This is a genomic window from Variovorax sp. J31P179 (assembly GCF_030316985.1).
Lineage (GTDB): Bacteria > Pseudomonadota > Gammaproteobacteria > Burkholderiales > Burkholderiaceae_C > Variovorax > Variovorax ginsengisoli_B.
On the sequence record NZ_JASZYL010000005.1, the window covers coordinates 64,021 to 85,207 of the forward strand.

14 protein-coding genes are annotated in these 21,187 nt (G+C 70.7%); 10 read left to right on the forward strand and 4 right to left on the reverse strand.

Annotated features, from left to right (window positions below):
- Positions 1–5 precede the first annotated feature (5 nt).
- The 4 genes from QTI17_RS14190 to QTI17_RS14205 form a co-directional block, all read right to left on the reverse strand.
- Positions 6–932: an ROK family protein gene (locus QTI17_RS14190; protein WP_286533891.1), complete on the reverse strand. Its 927-nt coding sequence runs from the start codon at positions 930–932 to the stop codon at positions 6–8.
- Positions 933–1,106: 174 nt separating this feature from the next.
- The gene (locus QTI17_RS14195; RefSeq protein ID WP_286504649.1) at positions 1,107–1,301 is read right to left on the reverse strand and encodes a DUF2905 domain-containing protein; all 195 of its coding nucleotides are present in this window, start codon (positions 1,299–1,301) and stop codon (positions 1,107–1,109) included.
- A gap of 9 nt (positions 1,302–1,310) precedes the next feature.
- Positions 1,311–2,093 (reverse strand): histidinol-phosphatase, encoded by a 783-nt coding sequence (hisN, locus tag QTI17_RS14200; protein WP_286533892.1) that lies wholly within the window; start codon positions 2,091–2,093, stop codon positions 1,311–1,313.
- 40 nt (positions 2,094–2,133) lie between these two features.
- Complete coding sequence (locus tag QTI17_RS14205; protein ID WP_286533893.1) at positions 2,134–3,231, reverse strand: class I SAM-dependent methyltransferase; 1,098 nt, start codon at positions 3,229–3,231, stop codon at positions 2,134–2,136.
- A gap of 21 nt (positions 3,232–3,252) precedes the next feature.
- On the opposite strand from QTI17_RS14205, the gene QTI17_RS14210 reads away from it, so the two are divergent.
- From QTI17_RS14210 to QTI17_RS14255, 10 genes are all read left to right on the forward strand, one after another.
- A complete protein-coding gene (locus QTI17_RS14210; protein WP_286533894.1) occupies positions 3,253–4,047 on the forward strand; it encodes an SDR family oxidoreductase in 795 nt (264 codons plus the stop codon).
- Positions 4,044–4,433: a dihydroneopterin aldolase gene (locus QTI17_RS14215; RefSeq protein ID WP_286504645.1), complete on the forward strand. Its 390-nt coding sequence runs from the start codon at positions 4,044–4,046 to the stop codon at positions 4,431–4,433. Before QTI17_RS14210 ends, QTI17_RS14215 begins: the two co-directional genes overlap by 4 nt.
- 1 nt (position 4,434) lies before the next feature.
- Positions 4,435–5,343, forward strand: coding sequence for a tRNA 2-thiocytidine(32) synthetase TtcA (gene ttcA / locus QTI17_RS14220; protein ID WP_286533895.1), 909 nt, complete (start codon positions 4,435–4,437; stop codon positions 5,341–5,343).
- Between the two features lie 2 nt (positions 5,344–5,345).
- On the forward strand, positions 5,346–5,993 hold the full coding sequence (locus QTI17_RS14225) for a DUF4136 domain-containing protein (RefSeq protein WP_286533896.1): 648 nt from the start codon (positions 5,346–5,348) through the stop codon (positions 5,991–5,993).
- Between the two features lie 5 nt (positions 5,994–5,998).
- Positions 5,999–6,637 (forward strand): histidine phosphatase family protein, encoded by a 639-nt coding sequence (locus QTI17_RS14230; RefSeq protein ID WP_286533897.1) that lies wholly within the window; start codon positions 5,999–6,001, stop codon positions 6,635–6,637.
- Between the two features lie 350 nt (positions 6,638–6,987).
- The gene (locus QTI17_RS14235) at positions 6,988–13,674 is read left to right on the forward strand and encodes a polyketide synthase (RefSeq protein ID WP_286533899.1); all 6,687 of its coding nucleotides are present in this window, start codon (positions 6,988–6,990) and stop codon (positions 13,672–13,674) included.
- A gap of 11 nt (positions 13,675–13,685) precedes the next feature.
- Complete coding sequence (locus QTI17_RS14240; protein ID WP_286533901.1) at positions 13,686–18,692, forward strand: non-ribosomal peptide synthetase; 5,007 nt, start codon at positions 13,686–13,688, stop codon at positions 18,690–18,692.
- A 10-nt stretch (positions 18,693–18,702) separates the two neighbouring features.
- Entirely contained in the window at positions 18,703–19,428 is a 726-nt protein-coding gene (locus QTI17_RS14245; RefSeq protein WP_286533902.1) for a 4'-phosphopantetheinyl transferase family protein, read from the forward strand.
- A complete protein-coding gene (locus tag QTI17_RS14250; protein WP_286533903.1) occupies positions 19,425–20,231 on the forward strand; it encodes an alpha/beta fold hydrolase in 807 nt (268 codons plus the stop codon). The genes QTI17_RS14245 and QTI17_RS14250 overlap by 4 nt, the downstream gene beginning before the upstream one ends.
- Positions 20,224–21,174 carry an alpha/beta fold hydrolase gene (locus QTI17_RS14255; RefSeq protein WP_286533904.1) on the forward strand — a complete coding sequence of 317 codons (951 nt, stop codon included), beginning with the start codon at positions 20,224–20,226 and terminating at the stop codon, positions 21,172–21,174. The genes QTI17_RS14250 and QTI17_RS14255 overlap by 8 nt, the downstream gene beginning before the upstream one ends.
- Positions 21,175–21,187 lie beyond the last annotated feature (13 nt).

The window sequence follows — 21,187 nt, forward strand, 5'->3', positions numbered from 1 at the left end:
CAGGCTCAGTCGAGCAGCGCCATCGCCCCGTAGTCGCCGACCCGGTCGCCCAGGCCGGCCGCCACCAGCACCGCGCCCCGGGTCAGGGCCGCGAGCTTGCCGTCGATCTGGGCCTGCAGCCGCGGCAGCAGGAAGTCGCGGTTGTTCCAGAACACGCTGCCGCCGAGGCTGATGCGCTGCAGGTCGAGGGTGGCGACCAGGTTGAAGAGCATCCGGCCCATCACGCGGCACAGCGCGTCGGTGGTGGCCAGGGCCTTGGCTTCGCCGCGGGCCGCGGCGGCGAACAGGTCGACCGCCGGCTCGCCGAAGCGGCGTGCGATCGCATTGCCGGCCACCAGCCCCTCGACGTCGCCGAAATTGCCGCAGCCGCACAGCGCCTGGTTGTCGTCGTCGGACACGAAGCTGTGGCCGGCATGGCCGGCGTTGCCGTTCTTGCCGCGCAGCACGTGGCCGTCGACGCACAGCCCGACGCCTACGCCGGTGCTCCAGGTGACGAAGGCGCAATGGTCGACGCCCTGCAGCGCGCCCCAGCGGCGCTCGGCCTCGAGGGCAGCGACCGCGTCGTTTTCGACCCGCACATGGGCGAAGCGCCGCTTGAGCGGGGCCTCGATCAGCGCCGTCATCCACTCGTTGGGGAGCCCGCGCGCCGGGCCGGCGATGCCGCCGCAGATGTTCGGCGACGCCAGCTCGACCATGCCGTCGCGGATCTCGAAGGGGCCGGCAGAAGAGACGCCGACGCGGTCGATCGAGGCGCTGGCGATGTTCTGCTCGGCGCAGGCCTCGTCGATCAGCCGCAGGATCTGCAGTGCCACCGCGTCGTTGCCGCCGGTCTTGGCGGTCGGTTCGCTGCGCCGGCCGACCAGCGGCGTGTGGCTGTCGGCGGAAAGGCTCACGGCGATCTTGGTGCCGCCGATGTCCACGCAGGCTCTCATGCGTGCCCCCACGCTCGGCACTTCGTGTCCTCGCTGCCCCCCGAGGGGGCGCGAGCTTGCTTGGGGCGGCCCGGCGCTGCGCTCATGTGCCCCCACGCTCGGCACTTCGTGTCCTCGCTGCCCCCCGAGGGGGCGCGAGCTTGCTTGGGGCGGCCCGGCGCTGCGCTCATGTGTTCATATCCATCGCGCGACCAGGGCCGCGATCATGCTCAAAACGACCGTGCTGGCGATCGGCAATTGCCATTCGCGTCCGAACGCACGGAACTCGAAATCGCCGGGCAGCCGCCCGAAACCGAAGCGCCGCAGCCAGGCCGTCAGCCCGCTCATGAGCACCAGGGCCAGGACGACGACGATCAGCCAGCGAATCATGGATGCAGTTTAGGCCGCGAGCAGGTCCAGCGCCTGTCGGTGGAGTTCGCGTGTGGCCGCGGCGACCACCCGGCCGTCGGACTGCAGGCCCAGCGGCCGGCCCTGCCAGTCGGTGACGATGCCGCCGGCGGCTTCGATGAGGCCGGTCGGACCGAGGTAGTCGTAGGGCTGCAGGCCGGTCTCGACCACCAGGTCGATGGTGCCGCCGGCGAGCTGGGCGTAGCCGTAGCAGTCGCCGCCGAAGCGGCGCATCGCGCAGCGCCGGCTCAGCCGGTCGAAGGCGGCCCAGTCGGCGGCGTCGAAGATGTCGGGCGAGGTGGTCACGATGCGGGCCTCGGCCACGGCGGCGCAGCCGCTGACGCGCACCGCCTGCCCATTGCGCTGGGCGCCGGCGCCGGCCTGGCCGATCCAGCGCTCGCCGAGCACCGGCATGTCGACCATGCCGAGCTCGACGCGGCCGTGGCGCAAAAGGCCGATCAAGGTGCCCCAGAGCGGCGAGCCGGTGATGAAGCTGCGGGTGCCGTCGATCGGGTCGAGCACCCAGACGCGCTCGGCGTCGACCCGCTCCAGCCCGTGCTCCTCGCCGTAGATGCCGTCGGCCGGGCATTCGGCGCCGAGGATCTCGCGCATGGCGGCCTCGGCGGCGCGGTCGGCCTGGGTCACGGGGCTTTCGTCGGCCTTCGAGATGACGTCGAGCGGGGTGCGGAACAGGCGCATCGAGTGCGAGGCCGCCGCATCGGCCAGTGCGTGGGCGACGCGCAGGTCGTCGGCCGGTGTGAAGGTGGAACTCATGGGAGGATTAGAACCCAGCCTCCGCCCGCGGCAGCGGCCATCACAGCGTGTGGCTGCGGTCGCCTTCGGCAAAGCCGATCGCGTCCCAGGGCTCGCCCACCGCGAAGCCGATCACCTTGAACAGCTCGCCCATCTCGTGTTCATGGATCAGCCGCGCGGCCATCGCGCGTTCGGCCAGCGGGGCCGCTTCCATCATCGGCAGGATGCCGGCGTTGAGCAGGAATCGCGCCTGGCTGCAGTAGCCGAGCACCTGGAGGCCGGCGTCCTGTCCCGCCAGCGCCACCCCGGTGAAGTTGACGTGGGCCGTGATGTCCTTGGTGCCGACATCGGCCAGCGGATCGCCGTCGGCCTGGTGGCCGCGGTGGCACATCACGGTGCCCATGTGGCGCTGCGGATGGTAGTACTCGGCCTCCGGAAAACCGTAGTCGATGAAGAAGGCCGCGCCCTGCTTCAACCGGTCGGCCAGGGTGGCGACGAAGGCCTCGGCCTGGGGGTGGATTTCGGTCAGGTAGTCGTGAGGGCCGGCCACTTCGACCGGTGGGCGCAGTTCGGTCGGCCGGTCGGCCCAGGCGAAGCCGTCGCCCTGGCGGACCACGCCGCGTTCGTGCCATTGGCCGGCGGTGCGCACCAGCAGCTGCACCGGCATCGCATCGAGCACCTCGTTGCCGACCACCACGCCGCGCATCTCCGGCGGCAGTTCGGCCAGCCATTCGACTTTGCCGGCATGCCCGGCGAGCGTCTGCTGCTGGCGTTCGCGCAGCGTGCCGGAGAGATCGACGATGCGCAAGCGCTCGACTTTGTCGCCGAGGGCGTCGAGCAGCTGCAGGGCCAGCGCGCCGGTGCCGGCGCCGAACTCCCAGAGCTCCCGGGTGCCGGTCTTTTCGAGCGCCTCGGCCACCTGCACCGCCAGGGTGCGGCCGAACAGCGGCGTCATTTCGGGTGCGGTCACGAAATCACTGCCCGAGGCCGGCATCCGGCCGAACTTGCGGCTCGCGCTGGCGTAGTAGCCCAGCCCCGGGGCGTACAAGGCCAGGGCCATGAAGCGGTCGAACGGCAGCCAGCCGCCGGCCCGCTGCAGCGAGGCATCGATAATCTTGGTCAACGGGGTGGCGCGTTCGGCGCCCTGCTCCAGGTTCATAAGTAACGGAAATCTATCAGGATGGCTGAATCGACCCCACGCCGAGGCGTGCTCGTGACCGGCGGCGGCCAGCGACTGGGCGCCGCGGTCTGCGAGGCTTTCGCGCGCGCGGGCTGGCGGGTGTGGTGCCAGTTCCGTGCCTCGCGGGTGCAGGCGCTGGCATTGTGCGCGCGCCTCGCCGACGAGGGCCACGAGGCCACGGCAATCGAGGCCGACATCGGCAGCGAGCCGGGCCGCGTCGCGCTGGTCGACCAGGTTTCGGCCGCGGAGCCGCTGGCCTGCATCGTCAACAACGCCTCGGCCTTCGAGCCCGACACCGGGCTCGACTTCGACGCCGACGCCGCGCTGCGCCAGCTGGGCGTGAACCTGATCGCGCCGCTGTCCTTCGCCCGGCTGCTGGCGCAGCGCGCCAGTCCCGACGACGGCATCGACCGCTCGGCGATCCACGTGCTGGACCAGAAAGTCTACAACCTGAACCCCGACTATTTCTCCTACACCGTGTCCAAGCTGGCGCTGGAGCGCGCCGTGGCGCTGCAGGCGCAGTCGCTGGCGCCGGCGCTGCGCGTCTGCGGCGTGGCGCCGGGCATCCTCTACCGCAGCGGCCCGCAGACCGAGGATAATTTCGCCCGGGCGCGCCAGGCCAACCTGCTGCGCCGTCCGATCGATGCGGCCGACGTCGCCCGCGCCTGCGTCTTCCTGGCCGCCACGCCCAGCGTGACCGGCACCACCCTTTGCGTCGACAACGGCCAGCACCTGGTGCCGCTGGCGCGCGACATCATGTTCGTCGTCGACGAACTGCTGAAAGCTTCACCATGACCACAGCCGCCCTCGACCCCCTCCTGCTGACGTGCCGGCGCGTCTTCCTGCGCGACTACGAGGTCTGGATCAACATCGGCGTGCACGAATTCGAGAAGCGCGCCGAGCAGCGCGTGATCATCAATGTCGACCTCTACGTGCCGCTCGACGTCTCGACGCCGAAGGCGGACGAACTCGACGAGGTGGTCGACTACGACTTCATCCGCCGCACCGTCGCCACCCGCCTGAGCAAGGGCCACATCCACTTGCAGGAAACGCTGTGCGACGACATCCTCACGCAGGTGCTGGCGCATCCGAAGGTGCAGGCTGCGCGGGTATCGACCGCCAAGCCCGACGTCTACCCCGACTGTGACGCCGTCGGCGTCGAAGTATTCCGGAGCAAGTGACATGAGTGCCGTATGGATCGACGAAACGCCCTCGTCCACCAATGACCTGAAGATCGAGCGCGAAACCCACAAGCTCGAGAAGCGGCTGTGCCGCGAGGTCGGGCGCGCCATCGTCGACTACAACATGATCGAGGATGGCGACAAGGTCATGGTCTGCGTGTCGGGCGGCAAGGACAGCTACGCCCTGCTCGACATCCTGCTCAAGCTGCGGGCCAGGGCGCCGATCCATTTCGACATCGTGGCCGTCAACCTCGACCAGAAGCAGCCGGGCTTTCCGGAAGACGTGCTGCCGGGCTACCTGAAGGCCCTCGGCGTCCCCTTCCACATCGAGGAGCAGGACACCTACTCGATCGTCAAGCGCGTGATCCCCGAAGGCAAGACCACCTGCGGCCTCTGCAGCCGGCTGCGCCGCGGCATTCTCTACCGTGTGGCCGACGAACTGGGCGCCACCAAGGTCGCGCTGGGCCACCACCGCGACGACATGCTGCAGACCTTCTTCCTCAACATGTTCTTCGCCGCCAAGCTGAAGTCGATGCCGCCCAAGCTGGTGAGCGACGACGGCAAGCACATCGTGATCCGGCCGCTGGCCTATGTGGCCGAGAAGGACCTGGTGCGCTGGGCCCGGCACCGCGAGTTCCCGATCATTCCCTGCACCTTGTGCGGCAGCCAGGAGAACCTGCAGCGCAAGCAGGTCGGCGAGATGCTGCGCGAATGGGAGCGCAAGTTCCCGGGCCGGATCGAGAACATGTTCAGCGCCATGCAGAACATCGTGCCCTCGCACCTGCTCGACACCCAGGCCTTCGACTTCAAGGGGCTGAAGGCCACCGGCGTGGCCGACGAGGAAGGCGACAAGGCCTTCGATCCGCCGGAACTCCCGGCGCCATCGCCGCTGCGCATCGTGCAGCTCTGACCATGAAGGCCGTGCTCGGCGCCCTGCTGCTGGTACTCGGCCTGAGCGGCTGCGCCACGCGCTGGGTGGTCGACAGCGAGGTGCGCAGTTTCTCGGGCATGGACAGCCTGCCGTCCGGCGCCAGCTACCGCTTCGAGCGGCTGCCGTCGCAGCAGATCGACGAAGCCGCGCAGCAGCAGCTGGAGGCGTGGGCCGGCGCCGCCCTCGACGGCGTCGGCCTGCGGCACGACGACGGCACCCCGCAATTGAGTGCCCTGATCGGCGCCCGCGTGACCTCCGAACTCTCGCCGTGGGCCGACCCCTGGATGTTCGGCAACCCCTGGCCGGGCTGGGGCGGGCCGGGCTGGTGGGGCCCCCGGGCACCGGGCTGGGGTCCGCGCGGCTGGTACGGCGGTGGCTGGTATGGCGGCGGCTGGGGGCCGGCGTTCGGGCCGCCACCGACGCCCTGGTTCGGGCGCGAGGTCAGCATCGTGCTGCGCGAGCTGCCGTCGAACCGCGTGGTCTACGAGACGCACGCCCGCAACGACGGCCCCTACAGCAACAGCGCCGCCATCCTGCCGGTGATGTTCCAGGCCGCGCTGCAGGGCTTCCCGAATCCGCCGCCCGGCGAGCGGCGGGTCGACATCGAGCTGCCGCGCAAGACGCCCTGACCACCATGGAAGCCACCCGCGTCATCGCCGTACGCCATGGCGAAACCGCCTGGAACGTCGACACCCGCATCCAGGGCCAGCTCGACATCGGGCTCAACGACACCGGCCTCTGGCAGGCCCGGCGGGTCGCGCGGGCGCTCGAGGAGGAGCCGATCGCGGCGATCTATGCCAGCGACCTGTCACGCGCCTGGCAGACCGCGCAGGCGATCGCCCAGCCGCGCGGCATGGCGGTGGCCGCCGACCCCGGCCTGCGCGAGCGTGCCTTCGGCCTGTTCGAAGGCCGCACCTTCGCCGACATCGACGCCAGCCTGCCGGCCCAGGCCCGGCTCTGGCGCACTCGGGATCCCGAATTCGCGCCAGAAGGCGGTGAGTCATTGCTCACTTTCAAGGCACGCGTCACAGGCACGGCCGCGCGGCTCGCGGCCCGGCACCCCGGGGAGCTGATCGTCCTGGTGGCCCACGGCGGCGTGATGGACGTGCTCTATCGGAGCGCCACCGGCCAGGAACTGCAGGCACCACGGACCTGGGCCCTCGGCAACGCGGCCATCAACCGCCTGCTCTGGACGCCGCAGGGTTTCACGCTGGTCGGCTGGGCCGACGTCGGTCACCTGGACGACGACACGCTCGACGAAGCCTCCGCCTGAGCGCGCACCGCTGGCACACGCCTTGCACATCTCAAATAGAACTTTCCTATCGATTTAGTCGCAAGAACTGGCACCACACGTCAGCTTTTTGTACTCATTTTTGAGAAAGAGGGGCACAATGCCCCGGCGCTCTTTTCGTTTGTCAAGAAGGCAATCGCAACCAAGTGCGTCCGATGTAGCGGCCGCGGCGAGGGATGTATGCCTTTCAGCATGACTTTCGACAGGTAGCGAACGATGCGTCCCGAGTGCAAGATGCGAAAAACGGCAAAGTGACTGCTTTGTTATTAGTCTCTGTACATCGACACATCGTGTTGCGTTGATTTCGAGCTGATGGAGAGAGGGATTCCAAGGTGACCACATTCGTACCCCTACACCAACGCGTTGCGGCACTCGCGGCCACGCAGCCCGGTGCCGTGGCGGTCAGCGACGCTAGCGAATCCATCTCTTACGAGCAACTGAACCGACGCGCCAACCAGCTGGCGCGCCGACTGCAGCGCGCCGGCGCGGGGCGCGACCAGCTGATCGCCATCGGCATGGAGCGCTCGGTCGACATGGTGGTCGGCCTTCTTGCGATCCTGAAATCGGGCGCTGCCTACCTGCCCATCGATCTCGACTACCCGATGGACCGGATCGAGTTCACGCTCGGCGATGCCCGGCCGGTGGCCTTGCTGACCTCGTCCGCCAGCGCCGCCGCCTGGCCGAAGACCGACGTGCCGGTGGTGCTGATCGACGACCAAAGCCTGGCCGACGAGCAGGCCGGCGACATCGGCGACGCCGACCCCGAGGCCCTGGCCTACGTGATCTACACCTCCGGGTCCACCGGCCGGCCCAAGGGCTGCCTGGTGACCCATGCCAACGTGGCGCGCCTGTTCGACGCCACCGACGCCTGGTACGGCTTCGGTGCCGACGATGTGTGGACCTTCTTCCACTCCCATGCCTTCGACTTCTCGGTCTGGGAGATCTGGGGCGCGCTGGTCTACGGCGGCCGGGTGGTGGTGGTGCCCTACACGATCACGCGTTCGCCGGCCGAGCTGCTCGACCTGCTGGTGCGCGAGCGGGTCACGGTGCTCAACCAGACGCCGTCGGCCTTCCGTTCGCTGATCGAGGCCGACCGCCGCGCGGCCCTGCCGCCCGAGGCGCTGGCGCTGCGCTACGTGATCTTCGGCGGCGAAGCGCTGTCCTTCGAGACCCTGCGTCCCTGGTTCGACCGCCACGGCGATGCCCGGCCGCAGCTGGTCAACATGTACGGCATCACCGAGACCACGGTCCATGTCAGCTGGCGGCCGATCGCCCGTGAAGACCTCGAGGCGCGGCGCGGCAGCATGATCGGCCGCGCGATCCCCGACCTGCGCATCGACATCCTCGACGCCGAGCTGCGGCCGGTGGCGGCCGGGGAAACCGGCGAGATCGTGGTCAGCGGCGCCGGTGTGAGCAACGGCTACTTGCGCCGTCCCGAGTTGACGGCGGAGCGCTTCATCGACTGGACCGATCCGGCCAGCGGCCAGACGCTGCGGGCCTACCGCTCGGGCGACCTCGGCCGGCGCGGCGAGGACGGCGACATCGAGTGCCTGGGGCGGATCGACCACCAGGTCAAGATCCGCGGCTTCCGCATCGAGACCGACGAGATCGAGACCCTGCTGCTGCGCCATGCCGAGGTGCGCGAATGCGCGGTCATCGCCCGCACCGACACGCCCGATGGCGAAGCCCGGCTGGTGGCCTACGTGGTGCCGAAGGCACGGCCCTTGCCGATGGCCGAGCTGCGGGCCCTGCTGGCGAAGGACCTGCCCCAATTCATGCTGCCGTCGGCCTTCGTCGAACTGGCGGCCCTGCCGATCACCGAGAACGGCAAGCTCGACCGCCGGGCGCTGCCGGCACCGCCGCGCCAGCGCCCTGAACTGGCCTCGGTCTATCGCGAACCGGCGGGCCGGCTCGAGACCCGGGTCTGCCAGGTGTTCGCCGAAGTGCTCGATCTCGACCGCGCCGGCGCGCTCGACAATTTCTTCGAGCTGGGCGGCACCTCGCTGGCCGTGCTGCGCGTGATGCGCGAGCTCGAAGGCGCGGGCTCGCGCCGGCTGGTCGCCAACGACTTCTTCCAGGACCCGACGCCGCGCGCGCTGGCGCTGGCCCTGGGCGAGCCGCAGCCGGAGGCTGGCGCGGCGGCTGCCGCGCCCCTCGTGGCCCCGCCGGCCGCGGCGCTCGAACCCGTGGCCATCATCGCGATGGCGGGCCGCTTCCCCGGTGCCGCGGACATCGAACAGTTCTGGGACAACCTGCGCGCCGGCCGCGACACGATCCGCTTCTTCGACGATGCGACGCTCGACCCGTCGGTCGGCGCCGCACTTCGCAGCGACCCGGCCTACGTGCGGGCCCGCGGCGTGGTCGACGGCATCGAGATGTTCGATGCCGCGCACTTCGGCATCAGCCCGAAGGAAGCCGAGGTGATGGACCCGCAGCAGCGCCTGTTCCTCGAGCTCTGCTGGGAATGCCTGGAGCGCGGCGGCTACGCGCCCGACAGCACGCCCGGGCCGGTCGGCGTGTTCGCCGGCATGTACGGCAACAGCTACTTCCAGCATCACCTGCTGAGCCGGCCCGACCTGATCGAACAGCTCGGCGAGCTGCCGGTCGCGCTGGCCAACGACAAGGACTTCATCGCGACCCGCGTGGCCCACCGGCTCAACCTGACCGGCCCGGCGATCAGCGTCCACACGGCCTGCTCGACCTCGCTGGTGGCGATCGCCCAGGCCTTCTCGGCGCTGCGCAACGGCGATTGCGACATGGCACTGGCGGGCGGCGCGGCGGTGACCTGCCCGCCGAACAGCGGCTACCTCTACCAGGAGGGCGCGATGCTCTCCCCCGACGGCCACACCCGCAGCTTCGACGCCAAGGCCCAGGGCACGGTGTTCAGCGACGGCGCCGCGGTGGTGCTGCTCAAGCGCCTGTCGGCCGCGCTGGCCGACGGCGACCCGATCCATGCGGTGCTGCGCGGCGCAGCCGTCAACAACGACGGCGGCGTCAAGGCCAGCTTCACCGCGCCCAGCATCGACGGCCAGGCCCGGGTGGTGACGGCGGCGCTGGCCTCGGCCGGCGTCGATGCCCGCAGCATCTCCTATGTCGAGACCCACGGCACCGCGACGCCGATGGGTGACCCGATCGAAATCGCCGCGCTGGCCAAGGCCTACGGCGCCCACACCGCCGACACCGGCTTCTGCGGCGTCGGCTCGGTCAAGAGCAACATCGGCCACCTGGTGGCGGCCGCCGGCGCCACCGGGCTGATCAAGACCACCCTGGCGCTGCGCGAGCAGGTGATCCCGGCGTCGCTGCACTTCGAGTCGCCCAATCCGGCCATCGCCTTCGAGGCCACGCCCTTCCGCGTCGTCGACCGGCTGCAATCCTGGCCGCGCGGCGCGACGCCGCGGCGCGCCGGCGTGAGCTCCTTCGGCGTCGGCGGCACCAACGCCCACGTGGTGGTCGAGGAAGCGCCGCCGGCCGCGGCCGCCGAGGCCGGCAGCGGGCCCCAATTGCTGCAGCTGTCGGCGCGCACGCCGACCGCGCTGGCGGCCGCCACGGCGCGCCTGGCCGACCACCTCGCCGCCCACCCGGACGCCTCGCTGGCCGATGTCGCCCACACGCTGCGGGTCGGCCGCAAGGCATTTGCGCACCGCGCCTGCGTGGTCGCCGAATCGGCCGCCCAGGCCGTCGAGGCGCTGCGCACCGACGATCCATCGAGCCGCGCCACGGGCGAGATCGCGGCCTGGGTGCCGCAGGCCGTGTTCCTGTTCCCGGGCCAGGGCGCGCAGTATGCGGGCATGGGCCGGGCACTGCATGCCGGCGAGCCGGTGTTCCGCGCCGCCTTCGACGAATGCCTGCAGGCCTTCCAAGGCGTGCTGTCCTTCGACCTGCGCGAGCGCATGTTCTCGGACGACGACGCGGCGCTCAAGCCGACCTCGGTGACCCAGCCCGCCACCTTCGCGCTCGAATACGCGCTGGCACGCCAGCTGCAGTCGCTCGGTGTCCGGCCGGCGGCCCTGATCGGCCACAGCGTCGGCGAATTCGCCGCCGCCGTGCTGGCCGGCGTCATGCAGCTGGGCGACGCGGCGCGGCTGGTGGCCCGCCGTGGCGCGCTGATGCAGTCGATGCCCGAGGGCGACATGCTGTCGGTGCGGATGCCCGCGGACGAGCTTGCGGCGCAACTGCCCGAGGGCATCTCGCTGGCGGCCGAGAACGGTCCGAACGCCTGCGTTGCCGCCGGCCCGGCGGCGCTGATCGAAGCGTTCCGCCAACGGCTTGAAGCCGGCGGCGTGGCGGCCAAGCTGCTGCAGACCTCGCATGCCTTCCACTCGCAGATGATGGAAGGCGCGGTCGCACCGTTCGAGGCGCTGGTGCGCGAAGTCCGGCTGGCGGCACCGACGACGCCGATCTACTCGACCTTGACCGGACGCCTGCTCAGCGATGCCGAGGCGATCGACCCGGCCTACTGGGCCCGCCACCTGCGCGAGACGGTCCGCTTCGCCCCGGCCGCCCTGGCGGCGCTGGCGCAGACCGAGCACCCGCTGTTCATCGAACTGGGGCCGCGCAACACCTTGACGACGCTGGTCCGCCAGCATGCGTCGCGGCAGCGCCCGGTGACCGCCGTGGCCCTGCTGGCCGACGCGCCCGCGCGCGAATGCGCGAGCTGGCGCCTGGCCGCCGGCCGGCTCTGGACGCTCGGCCTCGACATCGACCCGGGCCGGCTCGACGGCCGCATCCGCAAGCTGCGCCTGGAGCTGCCCACCTATCCGTTCGAGCGCAAGCGCTTCTGGGTCGACATCGCGACTTCTGCAGCCGCTGTCGCGCCCGTGCCCGCTCTCTCCCTGCCACCCTCTTCACCGATCCCGGAGTTGACAATGACTGTCGCCGTTCCTGCCGCCAGCGCCGCCCCTGCGCGACGCGCTTCCCTCGCCATCCGACTGCGCGACTTGTTCGAGGAACTCTCGGGCATCGCCATGGCCGACGTGGCCGGCGCCTCGCCGTTCGTCGAAATCGGCCTCGACTCGCTGACCCTGACGCAGGCGGCGATCCAGGTGAAGAAGCAGTTCAAGGTCAACCTGAGCTTCCGCCAGCTGATGGAAAGCTACCGCAGCTTCGACGCCCTGGCCGAGTTCCTCGATGCCAACCTGCCGCCCGACCCGGTGGCCGCTGCGGCCACGGTGGCACCCACGTCGGCGGCGGCCATCGCCGTACCGCAACCGGCCGCCGTCGCTTGGGCGGCAACGGCGCCGGCGGCGCTGCCCGTGGCCGGCCCGGGCGCCGGTACGCTGGTGCAGCAGGTGATCGCGCAGCAGATGCAACTGATGCAACAGCAACTCGCATTGCTGTCGGCGGCGCCGCCGATGCCGACCAGCCCTGGGCTGCCGGCAGCGGCGGTGGAGCAACCTACGCCCATGGCCACCGCCGCGGCCACGGCGTCCACATCGCCCGCAGCCGCCGACGCCGAAGAGCCGGCGCCGCTGCAGAAATACGACGTCAAGAAGGCGTTCGGCGCGATCGCCCGCATCCATACGCAAAGCAAGGAACCGACCGAACGCCAGAAGGCGCGGCTGGCCGCCTTCATGCGCCGCTACACCGAGCGCACGGCCAAGAGCAAGGCCTTCACCGAACGGCATCGCCCGCAGATGGCCGATCCCCGCGTCGTCAACGGCTTCCGGCCGGCGACCAAGGAGATCACCTACCAGATCGTGGTCGAGCGCTCCAAGGGCTCGCGGCTCTGGGACCTCGACGGCAACGAATACGTCGACGTGCTCAACGGCTTCGGCATGAACCTGTTCGGCTGGCAGCCCGACTTCATCAACGATGCGGTGCGCGCCCAGCTCGATCGCGGCTACGAGATCGGGCCGCAGCATCCGTTGGCCGCCGAGGTCTCGGAACTGGTCTGCGAGCTGACCGGCTTCGACCGTGCCGGCCTGTGCAATACCGGCTCTGAATCGGTGATGGCCGCGATGCGGATCGCGCGCACCGTCACCGGCCGCAGCACGGTCGTGATGTTCACCGGCTCCTACCACGGCACTTTCGACGAAGTGCTGGTTCGCGCCGGCCGCAATGCCAAGGGCATGTCGGCGGCGCCCGGCGTGCTGCAGGGGATGTTCGGAGAGATCCGGGTGCTGGACTACGGCACGCCCGAATCGCTCGAGTTCATCCGCGCCCACGGCGACGAACTCGCTGCCGTGCTGGTCGAGCCGGTGCAGAGCCGCCGGCCCGACTTCCAGCCGCGCGAGTTCCTGCGCGAACTGCGCGCCATCACCGAGAAGTCCGAGACCTGCCTGATCTTCGACGAGGTCATCACCGGCTTCCGCTGCGACCTGCACGGCGCCCAGGCCCTGTTCGGCGTGCGTGCCGACCTCGCCTGCTACGGCAAGGTGATCGGCGGCGGCTTCCCGGTCGGGGTGATCGCCGGCAAGCGGCACTACATGGACGCGCTCGACGGCGGCGCCTGGCAGTACGGCGACGACTCGGTGCCGACCGTCGGCGTGACCTATTTCGCCGGCACCTTCGTGCGGCACCCGCTCGCGCTGTCGGCCGCCAAGGCCGCGCTGGAGCACCTGAAGCGCGACAACGGCGCGCTGCAGCAGACGCTGAACCTGCACACCGCGGCCATGGCCGACGAGTTGACGGCCTTCTGCCGCGAGGTCGGGGCGCCGATCGAGATCCGCTACTTCTCCTCGCTCTGGCGCGTGACCTGGCTGGAAGACCATCCGCTGCAGGACCTGCTGTTCGCGATGATGCGCAGCCGCGGCGTCCACATCCTCGACAACTTCCCCTGCTTCATGACGACCGCCCACAGCCAGCAGGACATCGCGACCATCAAGTCCGCCTTCAAGGAATCGGTGGCGGAGTTGCAGGATGCCGAACTGCTGCCGCGTCGCGCCGCGACCAAGCCCGATGTCGATCCGTCGCAGCCGCCGGTGCCCAATGCCCGCCTCGGCCGCGACCGGGACGGGCAGCCGGCCTGGTTCGTTCCCGATCCCGCCGCACAGGGCAAGTACGTGAGGTTCCAGGCATGATGGCCGCAGTCATGGACACACCGGAAGACGACGCCGCCGAGTTCGACCCCTTTGCGGGCGGCTCGATCGAGCAGGTCGTCGCGACCACCGAGGCCCAGCGCGAGGTCTGGCTTGGCGACCGGCTGGGCCAGGAAGCCTCGCTGGCCTACAACGAGGCGACGGCGCTGCGGCTGCGCGGCGCACTGGACGAACAGGCCCTTGCCAAGGCGCTCGATCGCCTGGTCGAGCGCCACGACGCCCTGCGAGCGACGATCTCCCCCGACGGCACCCAGTTGCTGATCGGCGGTGCGACGCCCGTGGCACTGGCCCGGCACGACCTCGGCGCACTCGATGCCGCGGCCCAGCGCCAGGCCATCGACGCCCAGGGCGCCGCCGCCGTGCGCGAGCCGTTCTCGCTCGAGCATGGCCCTCTGTTTCGCGCTGCCCTCTCGCGGCTCTCCGCCGACGAGCACGTGCTGCTGCTGTCGGCGCACCACGCCGTGTGCGACGGCTGGTCCTGGGGCGTGATCACCGAAGACCTGGGCCGGCTCTACGCCGAGGAGCTCGGCGCCGGCCCGACACCGGATGCGCCGGCCCGCTACGTCGACTACGCCGCCTGGGAGACCGACGAAGCCGCCGGCCCGGCAATGCAGGCGCACGTCGACTACTGGCTCGCGCGCTTCTCGGGTGGCACGCTGCCGGTGCTCGAGCTGCCGCTCGACCACGCGCGCCCCGCGGTGCGCACCTTCCGTTCGAAGCGCATCGACCACCTGCTCGAGCGCGATCTGGTCGACGCCCTGCGCAAGCTCGGCGCAGGTTCGGGCACCAGCCTGTTCGCCGCGATGCTGGGCGGCTTCGCCGCGCTGCTGCACCGCCTGACCGAGCAGGACGACCTGGTGGTCGGCATCCCGGCCGCCGGGCAGATGGCCAGCGACATGCCCACGCTGGTGGGCCACTGCGTCAACCTGCTGCCCTTGCGCCTCGCGGTCGACGCCCAGCTGCCGTTCCAGACGCTGGTGCGCCAATCCGGCACCCTGCTGCTGGACGCCTTCGAGCACCAGACGCTGACCTATGGCGCGCTGCTGCGCAAGCTGCCCGTGCCGCGCGATCCGAGCCGGCTGCCGCTGGTCAACGTGATGTTCAACGTCGACCGCGACGCGGTCGCGGGCCAGGGCACCTTCCCGGACCTGGACGTGGCGCTGAGTTCGGTCCCGCGGGCCTACGAGAATTTCGAGCTGTTCCTCAACGTCACGCCGGTGGCGGGCGGGATGCAGGTCGAGACCCAATACAACGCCGACCTGTTCGACGACCAGACCGTGCGCCGCTGGCTGGCGATGTTCGAATGCCTGCTGCGCTCCGCGGTGCGCGACGCGGGCCAGGGGATCGCGGCCCTCGACATGCTGCCGGCCGCCGAAGAAGCCGCCGTGCGGGCCCTGCAGCCGGCGGCGACGCCGCTCGCCGGACTGCCGCTGATGCATGCGGGTTTCGTGGCCCAGGCGGCCGCAGCGCCGGAGCGCGCCGCGCTGCGCGATGGCGCCGCGCGGTGCAGTTACGCCGAACTCGACCAGCAGTCCAGCCGCCTGGCGCGCGCCCTGCGCGAGCGCGGCGTGCAGCGCGGCCAGCGCGTGGGCCTGTGCCTGAACCGCGGCACCGACATGGTGGTCGCCCTGCTGGCGGTGCTGAAGTCCGGCGCCGCCTACGTGCCGCTCGACCCCGAGTTTCCGAAGGCCCGCCTCGACTACTACGCCGAGGACGCCGGCCTCTCGCTGCTGCTCACGCAATCGTCGATCGCCAGCGCGCCGCGCGCGTGGCGCGGCGATGCCGCCGGGCGGCTGTTCGAGATCGACACCGACGCCGCCTGGCGCAACCTGTCCGGCGCGCCGCTGGCGGCCGGCCCGATGGACGCCCAGGCCGACGATGCGGCCTACGTGATCTACACCTCGGGCTCCACCGGCAAGCCCAAGGGCGTCTGCGTTCCGCACGGCGCGGTCGCGAACTTCCTGCAGAGCATGCGCGGCGAGCCCTCGATCGCCGCCGACGACCGGCTGGCGGCGGTGACCACGCTGTCCTTCGACATCGCCGTGCTCGAACTGCTGCTGCCGCTGCAGGTCGGGGCCGAGATCGTCATGGTGCCGCGCGAGGCCGCCATGGACGGGCAGGCGCTGGCCACCCTGCTGGACGACAGCGGCGCCACGATGATGCAAGCCACGCCGGGCATGTGGCGCCTGCTGGTCGACGCCCAGTGGCCGGGACGGCCGGGCTTCCGGGCGCTGGTCGGCGGCGAGAGCCTGCCGGCGGACCTGGCCCATGAGCTGCTGCGGCGCTGCGGCGAGGTCTGGAACATGTACGGGCCGACCGAGACCACGGTCTGGTCGACCCTCTGGCGCGTCAGCGCGGCCGGCCTGGCCGAGCGCAGCGTGTCGATCGGCCGCCCGATCGCCAACACCACAGTCTGGATCGTCGACGGCCAGGGCAAGCCCTGCGCGATCGGCGTCCCCGGCGAGATCTGGATCGGCGGCGCCGGCGTCACGCTCGGCTATCTCGACCGGCCCGAGCTGACCGCCGAGCGCTTCGTCCAGGCCCGCCTGGACGGCAGCCCGGCCCGGATGTACCGCACCGGCGACCGCGGCCGCTGGCGCAACGACGGCCTGCTGGAGCACATGGGCCGCTTCGACTTCCAGGTCAAGGTGCGCGGCTACCGCATCGAACTCGGCGAGATCGAGGCACGCTGCGACGAAGCCCCCGGCGTGGCGCGCAGCGTGGTGATGGCGCGCGAGGACCAGCCCGGCGACGTCCGCCTGGTCGCCTACCTCGCCATGGCGCCCGGCGCGGTTCTCGACGAAGCCGCCCTGCGCGAACAACTGCGCGCACGCCTGCCGCAGTACATGCTGCCGCAGCACGTGATGGTGCTGCCGGCGCTGCCGCTGCTGCCCAATGGCAAGGTCGACCGCAAGGCGCTGCCGCGCCCGACCGACCTGCGCCCGCAGGCAGCTGAACGGCTGGCACCGCGCAACGAGCGCGAGAAAGTCGTGCTGGCGACCATGGAAAAAGTGCTGAACCTGCCCGGCCTCGGTATCCGCGACGACTTCTTCGCGCTCGGCGGCCATTCGCTGCTGGCGGCCCGGCTGGCGACGCTGCTCGGACGCGAATTCGAACTGAAGGTGCCGCTGCGCACCCTGTTCGAGGCGCCCACGGCCGAGCGCCTGGCCGCCGCCATCGACGCCCTGAGCGCGCACGGCGCGCCGCGCGCCGAGCCGATCCCGCGCCAGCCAGGCCGCCGCAGCGCGCCCCTGACGCCGATGCAGGATCGCGTGCGCTTCGTCGAGGAGATGCATCCGGGCCGCTCGACCTACAACGCGCCCTCGGCGCACCGCTTCGGCGGTCCGCTGGATGTCGCGAAGTTCGAGGCGGCCGTGCGCGCCATCATCCGGCGCCAGCCCACCCTGCGCACCGCCATCGGTCCCGATCCGCAAACCGGCGCGCCCGCCGCCCTGATCGCCCAGCAACTCGACTACACGCTGCCGGTGGTCGACCTGAGCGGGCTTGGCACGGACGAGCGCGAGGCCGCCCTGGCAGCCCGCATGCGCGAGCTGGCGGACCGCGCGATCGACATCCGCCGGGCGCCGCTGTTCCATGCGACGCTGTTCCGGATGGCGGCCGACGACCATGTCTTCGTCTTCGTGCCGCACCATCTGATCTGGGACGGCTGGTCCTTCGACATCCTGCAGAACGAGCTGTCGGCCGTCTATGGCGCGCTGGTCAGGGGCGAACCCGACGCGCTGCCGGCCCTCGAAGTGACACACGGCGACTACGCCGAGTGGTTCTCGCGCTGGCTCGAGACGCCCGAATGCGAGGCCCAGCTGAAGTTCTGGAAGGACCGCTTCGCGAACTCGCCTGCGCCGAAGGCACCGCGCACCGACATGCCGCGCCGCGCCGGCATGAGCGGCCAGGGCAGCTCGCACTGGATCCGTGTCGACCTCGAACTCACCGAGCGCCTGCGCGAACTGAGCCGCCGCCACGACGTGACGCTCAACATGCTGACGCTGGGCGTGTTCATCCTGATGATGGGCAACATCGTGCGCAGCAATTCGATCGTGATCGCGACCCCGGTGCGCGTGCGCGAGGCGCCCGAGCTCGAATCGGTGATGGGCTTCTTCAACAACCTGCTGCCGCTGTCCTTCCAGATCGATCCGTCGCTGGGTTTCGGCGACTTCATGCGCTACGTGAAGACGGAGCTGCTGGCAGTCATGGGCGCCCAGCAGATCCCGTTCGAGCGCCTGGTCACCGAGCCCGAATTCGTCGAGCGGGCCCAGGGCGTGGGCCTCTACCAGGCGCTGTTCTCGTTCCAGGATGCGCGCGAGCGATCGCTGACCATGGGCGGCCTGGCCGATCGCCAGCTGCACCTGACGCAGAGCGGTGCCACCGACGATCTCGGCCTCTGGCTGATGGAAAAGCCCGGCGGCCTCGAGGGCGCGGTGATCTACAACACCGACATCTACCTGAGCGAGACCGGCGCCGCCTTCAAGGAGCGCTACGTCGAGTTGCTCGGCAAGCTTGCCGACCAGCCCGCACTGACGCTCGCAGCCCTGACCGACGCCGGCGACTCGGCCAGCGCGCGCTACCTGGAGCGATTGGCCGCCAGCGACGAGCCGATCGCCCCGGCACCCACAGCCACGACCGAGCCGGTGTTCGCCGCAGCGGCGCCGCAGCAGACACTGCTGCTGCCCGAGCAGGCCCGACTGGCCCAGATCTGGGCCAGCGCGCTGAGCATCGACGTCAACGAGATCAGTCCGCACGAGACCTTCTTCGACCTCGGGGGCGACTCGCTGCTCGCGATGCGCGTGATCCAGCAGGCCGAGCAGGTCATGGGCTTCCGGGTCGAGCCGCGCCGCTACGTGTTCGAGACGCTGGGGCAGCTGGCCTCGGCCGCCGCGGGCACGCCGCTCGACGTGGGACCGGTCGAGGCCGTAGCGCCGCAGGGCGAGGCGCGGCGAGGACTGCTGGGACGCGTGTTCTCGGGTTGGGGCCGCAAGGGCTGAGGGGCGCGCCATGACCCTCGTGCAGCTTCCCGCCAGTTCGCACTGCCAGCTGTGGCGGGCCGACCTCGACAGCGCGCCGACCCCGGCCGCCGTCGCCTGCCTGTCCGACGACGAATGGGAGCGCGCCCGGCGCTTCGTCTTCGCCCGCGACCGGCATCGCTTCGTCGCCGCCCATGCCGCGTTGCGCAGCACGCTGGCCCAGCAGACCGGCATCCCCGGCGCCCTGTTGGACTTCACGCTCGGCGCGTTCGGAAAACCCCTCCTGATCGAGCCGGTCGGGCTGCACTTCAACCTCAGCCACAGCCAATCGGTCGCCCTGATCGCGATCAGCAACGGCGCCGAGATCGGCGTCGACGTCGAGTTGCTGCGCCCGATGCCGGACGCTGCCGCGCTGGCCGCCGACTATTTCACCGCCGCCGAACAGCGGGCACTGGCGTCGTTGCCGTCCGAGCAGCGCGACCGGGCCTTCCTGGTCGGCTGGACCCGCAAGGAGGCGTGCCTCAAGGCCGTCGGAACGGGGCTCGGCATCGATACGCGCAGCTTCGAGGCGGGCCTGGAAGAAGACGCACGCGAAGTCCGGCTGCCCCTCGATGGCAGAATGGCGCGGCTCGCCCTGCACTCCTTCGATGGTGGCGAGGGCGTGGTGTGCGCCATCGCCCGGGTGCTCGAAACCGACGCGGGGGCGCCCGCGGTCGCGCCACGCCCTGTCCTCCAAGACAACGAGACTTACGCATGACCCCGATGCTCTTCGGCCCGCCCCAGCGCCGCCTGTTCGGGCTTTTCCATCCGCCCGAACGCGAGCGTGACATCGCGGTCCTCGTCTGTGCGCCGTTCGGGCAGGAAATGGTCCGCACCCATCGGCTGTTCCGGGTGCTGTCCGACCGGCTCGCCCGCGCCGGCGTGGCGGTGCTGCGCTTCGACTGCCACGGCACCGGCGATTCGTCCGGCGACGACACCGACGGCGACCTCGAAGGCTGGCGGCGCGACGTCTGCACCGCGCACGAAGAGTTGCACCGGCTGACCGCCCCGCGCCGCATCGTGTGGCTGGGGTCGCGCCTGGGCGCCACCTTGGCGGTGCTGGCGGCCCGCAGCGGCCGCAGCGACCCGTCGCGCGTCATCCTCTGGGACCCGATCGTGGACGGCGCGGGTTACCTCGACACGATGCGGGAGAAGCACGTCTCGGCGCTCGAGGCCTCCTACTGGGTTCCCGACCGTGCCTGGCGCCGGCGTCTGACGGCCGACAAGGACGCCTTCACCGACGAACTGCTCGGCTTCGCCGTCTCGCCCACGCTGCGCAACCAATTGCGCGCGCTCACTCCGCAGTCGCTCCAGCTGACGGCATCGCATGAGACTATCGTGCTGGCCGACCCCGAGGACGAAGCCGCCAACCGGTGGGCGAAGATGCAGGCCGAGCGCCAGACCCCGGTCCGGTTGTCGCCGTTCCAGCACTCGCTGGTCTGGACTTCCGACCCGTTCCCCAACAGTGCCATGGTCCCGGCCGAGGCTTTGCAACGCTTGGTGGCAGAAATCAATGGATGACTACAACGAAACCCCTGTGCAGTTCGGGCCCGACGGCTCGCTGATCGGCATCATCACGACGCCTGGCGACGGTCCGATGGTACCGGTCGGCTGCATCCTGATGAACATGGGTGCGATCCACCGCATCGGCCCCCGGCGCACCAATGTGAAGCTGGCACGGCAGATGGCTGCCTGCGGCATCAGCAGCATCCGCATGGACCTGGCCGGACTCGGCGACAGCCGGCCGGCCGGCGAGACGGCGGACTTCAGGACCCAGGCAGTGCTCGACGTGCAGGCCGCCATGAATCTGGTGGGCACGATGCTCGGCGTCCATCGCTTCGTGCTGATCGGCCTGTGTTCCGGTGCCCACAACGGCCTTTCCATCGCCGTCGCGGACCCCCGCCTGATCGGCCTCCTGATGTTCGATGGGCCCAACTTCCCCGGCCGGCGCGCACGCTGGGAACGCAGCCTGCGCCGGGCGCTCGCGGATCCCAAGCCGGGTGCGTTCTTCGGCCGGGTCGTGGGCGTGATCCGGCGCACGCTGCTGCCGCGGCAACAGCAGGCGCCCGGCGACCAGAACATCTTCGACTCGACGGGGCCGCGCGACTCGGCCGACTACTTCTGCCGCTCGATGAACCAACTGGCCGAGCGCGGTGTCGCGACCATGATGTTCTTCACCGGCAGCGTCCAGACCAAGGACCGCCGGCGCGACCTGCTCGGGCCCTTCGGCAAGGAGCCCTTCGCGCGCCGGCTCGACTACCGCTTCGTCCCCGAGATCGATCACGGCCTGATCTCGCAGGCGTCCCAGCAGGCCTTCATGAAGCTGACGTGCGACTGGGTTCTGCGCGTGATTCACGGCGATGGCAGCCCGGCCTCGCCAGCGCTGTCGGCCGCCGGGCAATCTGCCCGAGGCCCGCGGGCCGCCAGCTCTCTGGCGACCAAGCTCGAGCACGCGGGCTCCTGAGTTCGAGCGGCGC